This is a genomic window from Longimicrobiaceae bacterium (assembly GCA_035936415.1).
Lineage (GTDB): Bacteria > Gemmatimonadota > Gemmatimonadetes > Longimicrobiales > Longimicrobiaceae > JAFAYN01.
Genome location: DASYWD010000199.1, coordinates 1 through 5269, shown reverse-complemented (window position 1 = coordinate 5269; position 5269 = coordinate 1). Strand labels below are relative to the sequence as shown.

The 5269-nt window shown below is 73.8% G+C and carries 6 protein-coding genes; all 6 read right to left on the bottom strand.

Features of this window, described 5'->3' with window-relative positions; translation table 11 throughout:
• Window positions 1-171: 171 nt before the first annotated feature.
• Window positions 172-1281, bottom strand: coding sequence for a glycosyltransferase family 4 protein (locus VGR37_07860; protein HEV2147304.1), 1110 nt, complete (start codon window positions 1279-1281; stop codon window positions 172-174).
• Window positions 1278-1715, bottom strand: a complete 438-nt coding sequence (gene nusB, locus VGR37_07855) for a transcription antitermination factor NusB (protein ID HEV2147303.1) — start codon at window positions 1713-1715, stop codon at window positions 1278-1280. Before nusB ends, VGR37_07860 begins: the two co-directional genes overlap by 4 nt.
• A complete protein-coding gene (gene ribE, locus VGR37_07850) occupies window positions 1712-2191 on the bottom strand; it encodes a 6,7-dimethyl-8-ribityllumazine synthase (protein ID HEV2147302.1) in 480 nt (159 codons plus the stop codon). The genes nusB and ribE overlap by 4 nt, the downstream gene beginning before the upstream one ends.
• Window positions 2192-2225: 34 nt before the next feature.
• Window positions 2226-3431 carry a bifunctional 3,4-dihydroxy-2-butanone-4-phosphate synthase/GTP cyclohydrolase II gene (locus VGR37_07845; protein HEV2147301.1) on the bottom strand — a complete coding sequence of 402 codons (1206 nt, stop codon included), beginning with the start codon at window positions 3429-3431 and terminating at the stop codon, window positions 2226-2228.
• A 60-nt stretch (window positions 3432-3491) separates the two neighbouring features.
• A complete protein-coding gene (locus VGR37_07840; protein HEV2147300.1) occupies window positions 3492-4145 on the bottom strand; it encodes a riboflavin synthase in 654 nt (217 codons plus the stop codon).
• 6 nt (window positions 4146-4151) lie between these two features.
• Window positions 4152-5269: bifunctional diaminohydroxyphosphoribosylaminopyrimidine deaminase/5-amino-6-(5-phosphoribosylamino)uracil reductase RibD (gene ribD / locus VGR37_07835; protein ID HEV2147299.1), on the bottom strand; the 1118-nt coding region annotated here is incomplete at its 5' end.

The window sequence follows — 5269 nt, the reverse complement described above, 5'->3', positions numbered from 1 at the left end:
GGGGAGAACATCGCCGCAGTTCGGCACCCTCGCGGAGAGGGTCGCAGGGAGGGGGCGGGGGTGGTCGGAGGAAAAAGCCTTGTGTCCGAGCGCAGCGAGTTTGGCTTTTTCCGGAGCGCCACCCCCGCCCCCGACCGCCCGCGCGACATCCCCACCCTCACCATCGTCCCCCTACCCGGCCGTCACTGCCAACAGGTGCGCCTCGGTCTCGTCGGCGGTCCGGTTCCACGTGAACTGGGCCGTGAAGTCCAGCGCCGCGCTCCCCAGCTCCGCCACCCGCTCCGGCGAGCGCGCCAGCGCCTCGAGTGCGGCGGCGAGGGCGGCGACGTCGCCGTGGGGCACCAGGACTCCGGTGCGGCCGTCGAGCACGGACTCGCGGAGGCCGGGGGAGTCGCTGGCGACGGTGGCGGTGCCGCAGGCTGCGGCCTCCACGTTGGTGATCCCCCATCCCTCCTTGGGCGAGGGGAACACGTTCGCCCACACCGTCCGGAACAGCTCCCGCTTCCGCTCGTCGGTGACGAACCCCAGGAACTCCACCCGGTCGCCCAGGCGCAGACCGGAGGCCAGGGCGCGGAGCTGCGGCTCGTGGTCGCCCTTCCCGCCCACCAGGAGCCGCACGTGCGTTCCGCGGTCGCGCAGCGCGGCGACGGCGCGCAGGACGAGGTCGATCCCCTTGTAGCGCCGCAGCCGTCCCAGGTACAGGAAGGTGGGCTCGGGGAGCCGCGCCCCCCCGGGACCCGGCGTGTAGAAGGCCAGGTCGAGGCCGGGGTAGATCACGCGGACGTCGCTCGCCCGCAGACCGCGCGCCACCAGGTCCTCCGCCGTGCTGCGGGAGATGGCCTGCGCAGGGACGCCGCGGTACACGGGACCGATGGGGCGCTCCAGGAGCCAGGTCGCGGCGGCCAGCGGGAAGGACGCCTCCCGGAAGGCCGTCGCGCCGAACAGGTGGTGCACCAGGAGGACCACGGGGCGCCCCGCCCAGAGCGGCGCGAAGGTCGGTACCTTGTTCAGCGCCTCCACCACCGCGTCGAAGCCCTCGCGCGCGAGCTCGCGGCGGTAGTAGCCCGGGGCCAGCGCGCCAAAGGTGTGGCGGCCGCCCACGCGGTGCACGTCCATCCCGTCCAGCCGCTCCCGCTGCGGCGCCCCCTCCCAGCCCGAGACGAGGAGCGACACCCGGTGCCCGCGCGCCGCCAGCCGCCCGAACGTCTCGTGGACGTGGACCTCGGCGCCTCCCGCCTGCGGGTTGAGCCGGTCCTGCCAGTTGACGACGAGCAGCTTCACCGCTCGCCCGCGGCCTCCCCCGGGAGCGCGCTCCGCATCACCGCGTCGAGCACGCCGTTGACGAAGCGCGGGCTCTCGTGGGTGCCGTACTTCTCCGCCAGCCGCACCATCTCGCGGATGGAGAGGCGCGGGGGGACGTCGTCCACGAAGAGCATCTCGGCCACGCCCAGGCGCAGGACGTTGCGGTCGATCACCGAGAGGCGGGCGAGCCGCCAGTTGGTGAGCGCGTCCTGCAGCATCCGGTCGATGCGCTGCTGGTTGACCGCCACCAGCCGCACCAGCACCTCAGCGTAGGGGCGGTTCTGCGGCGACACGCGCAGGTTGGCGAAGAGGTCCTGCAGCGTGCGGACGGCCGCCTCGGGGTCGGCGCCGCGCGCCTCCCAGGCGTAGAGCGCCTGGAGCGCCCAGCCGCGGGCGCGGCTGCGCGACTTCACGTGCGGGCCTCCCCGTCCATGCGCGCGAACAGGTCGGCCATCTCCAGCGCCGTCATGGCCGCGTCCCAGCCCTTGTTGCCGGCCTTGGTCCCGGCGCGCTCGATCGCCTGCTCGATGGTGTCCGTGGTGAGCACCCCGAACACCACCGGCACGTCCGTGCCCGCGGCCACCGCCGAGACCCCGCTGGCGACCTGCCCCGCGACGTAGTCGAAGTGCGGCGTCCCCCCCCGGATCACCGCCCCCAGCGCGATCAGCGCGTCGAAGCGCTCCGCGCGCGCCAGGCGGCGCAGCGCCGAGGGGATCTCGAAGGCGCCGGGGACCCACACCGCCTCGACGTCGTCGTCCGACACCCCGTGCCGGAGCAGGCAGTCGCGCGCGCCCAGGAGGAGCTGCCGAGTCACCAGCTCGTTGAAGCGTCCCACCACGATCCCGAACCGCCGTCCCTCGCCCCGCAGCATCCCCGAATGCTCGATCATCTTCGCTCCAGTCAGGTTCTCCGCCGCCACCCGCTCACACCGGAAAGAGGTGCCCAAGCTTGTCCCGCTTCGCCGCCAGGTACGCCTGGTTGTGCGGGTTGGGCTCCACCCGCAGAGGCACCTGCTCCGTGACCGAAAGGCCGTACCCGTCCAGCCCGACGATCTTCTTCGGGTTGTTGGTCAGGATGCGGATGGACGACAACCCCTGGTCCAGCAGGATCTGCGCGCCGATCCCGTAGTCGCGCAGGTCCGGGCGGAAGCCCAGCGCCTCGTTGGCCTGCACCGTGTCCATCCCCCCGTCCTGCAGCGCGTACGCCCGCAGCTTGTGCACGAGCCCGATCCCCCGCCCCTCCTGCCGGAGGTAGACGATGACGCCGCGCCCCTCGCGGTCGATGGCGCTCATCGCCGCGTCGAGCTGCTCGCCGCAGTCGCAGCGGAGCGAGTGGAACACGTCGCCGGTGAGGCACTCGGAGTGCATCCGCACCAGCACGCTCTCCTCCCCCCCCAGCTCGCCCTTCACCATGGCCACGTGCTCGAACTGGTCCAGCTCGTTGCGGTAGGCGATGATCTTCCAGTCGCCGTGCGGCGTGGGGATCACCGCCTCCGCTTCCCGCACCACCAGCCGCTCGCTCTGGAGCCGGTACGCCACGATGTCGGCGACGGTGATGAACTTCAGCCCGTGCTTCTGCGCGAAGACCTCCAGCTCCGGGCGGCGGGCCATGCTCCCGTCGTCGTTGAGGATCTCGCAGATCACACCGGCGGGCTCCAGCCCGGCCAGGCGGGCGAGGTCCACGGAGGCCTCCGTCTGCCCCACCCGGCGCAGCACTCCGCCGGGGCGGGCGCGCAGCGGGAAGACGTGGCCGGGGCGGCGCAGGTCGGCCGGCTTCGCGTCCGGGGCGAGACACACCTGGATCGTCTTCGCCCGGTCGGACGCGCTGATCCCGGTGGTGACCCCGTACCTCGCCGCCGCGTCCACCGACACGGTGAAGGCGGTCCCCTGCGCCTCGGTGTTGAGCTCGCTCATGGGGCGCAGGTCCAGCGCGTCCGCGCGCTCCGGCGTGAGCGCCAGGCAGATGAGCCCGCGCCCGTGCACCGCCATGAAGTTGATGATCTCCGGCGTGACGGCCGAGGCGGCGCAGACGAGGTCGCCCTCGTTCTCGCGGTCCTCGTCGTCCGCGACGATCACCATCCGGCCGTCCCGGATGTCCTGTATAGCGTCTTCGACGCGATCGAAAGGCATGTCCCGTACCGCTGAAAAAGAAGTTGCCGCCGGGAAGATAGGTCCCCCGGCGGCCTGCAACTAGTACCCCGGCGAGCCGGGGAGGTCCTCGCCCGCGCTTCCCGGCCCTCCGTCCCCCACCCGCCCGCGCTCCAGGAGGCGCCGGACGTACTTGCCGATCAGGTCCCCCTCCAGGTTCACCCGCGCCCCCGGGGCGAGGTCCGCCAGGTTGGTGTGGGCCCAGGTGAAGGGGACGATGGACACCTGCGCCACCCCGGGCGCGGGGAGGGCGTTCACCGTCAGGCTGATCCCGTTCAGGGTGATGGAGCCGTGCAGGATGGTGACCTCGTCCACCTCCGGCGGGAGGGTGAAGTCGATCAGCACCAGCTCGCCGCGCGGGACGACGGACACCACCTCGCCCACCCCGTCCACGTGTCCCTGCACCAGGTGGCCTCCCAGGCGCGCGCCGAGCGCGGCCGCGCGCTCCAGGTTCACCCGCCGCCCGACGGCGAGCTCGCCCAGCGTGGTCCGCCCCAGCGTGGTCGCCACCGCCTGCACGGTGTAGCCGTCCTCGTCGAAGGCGGTGGCCGTGAGGCAGACCCCGTCCATGGCGATGCTGTCGCCCAGCGCGATCCCCTCCAGGACCGTGCGTGCCCGGATGCGGAACTCCACCCCGTTCTGCAGGTCGCGAACCGCCGCGACCGTCCCCACCTCCTCGATGATCCCCGTGAACACGCCGCGCTACTCCGCCGCCAGGGTGACCAGGGTGTCCGGCCCGAACGCCTCGGTCCGGAGCCGCCGCCAGCGCTTCGCCTCGCCGACGGCGGGGCTGGCGATCCCGGCGAACGGGCTCGCGCCCTCCGGCCCGAGGAAGAGGGGCGCGTAGAAGAGGTGCAGCCGGTCCACCAGGCCGGCCTCCAGCAGCGCCGCGGAGAGCGCCGCGCCCCCTTCGCAGAAGAGCGAGGAGACGCCGGCGCGCCGAAGCTCCCGGAGCCCGTCCGCCAGCGTCTCCGCCGCGAGGACCCGGACGCCGAGCGCCTCCAGCGCCGCGCGCCGCTCCCCGGGGGCGTCCGGCCGGGAGACGAGGGCCACCGGCACCTCTCGCGCGGTCCGCGCGAGGTGCCCGTCCGCCGGGAGGCGGAGCGCCCGGTCGAAGACCACGCGCGTAAGCGGGACGCGGGGCTCCACCGGGCCGCGCACGGTGAGCTTGGGATCGTCCGCCAGGGCGGTGCCGATCCCCACCCCCACGGCGTCGAAGCCGGCGCGCATCCGGTGCACCTCTTCCCGGGCCAGGTCGCCCGTGATCCACACCGAGCGGCCGTCCCGGTCCGCGACGCGAGCATCCAGCGAGAGGGCGAGCTTCAGCTCCGTCCACGGGCGCTCCGGCCCGGCGAGGGCGTGGAAGAAGGCGGCGTTCAGGTCGAGCGCCGCCCGCAGCTCCACGCCCCGGACCACCTCCACCCCAGCCCCCTCCAGGAGCGCGCACCCGCCCGCCGCCTTCGGGTTGGGGTCCGAGGCCGCGAACACCACGCGCCGCACGCCGGCCGCGAGGATCGCGTCGGTGCACGGCGGCGTCTTCCCGTGGTGGGCGCACGGCTCCAGTGTCACGTACAGCGTGGCTCCCCGCGCCGCCTCGCCAGCCGCGCGGAGCGCCTCCACCTCGGCGTGGGGGCGGCCGTACTCCGTGTGGTACCCCTCCCCCACCACCTCGCCGCCGTTCACCACCACCGCTCCCACGAGCGGGTTGGGGGCCACGCGCCCCCACCCCGCCCACCGTGGGCGCGAGGCTGACTCCCGGGTACACGCCCACCGACGCGGTGCCGGAGAGCGCCGGGACCGGGATCCCGGCCGCCCGGCTG

Bases quoted from the DNA above. Each gene is read 5' to 3' on its own strand.
- ribE (HEV2147302.1), bottom strand. From the start codon at position 2,191: ATGATCGAGCATTCGGGGATGCTGCGGGGCGAGGGACGGCGGTTCGGG.
- VGR37_07845 (HEV2147301.1), bottom strand. From the start codon at position 3,431: ATGCCTTTCGATCGCGTCGAAGACGCTATACAGGACATCCGGGACGGC.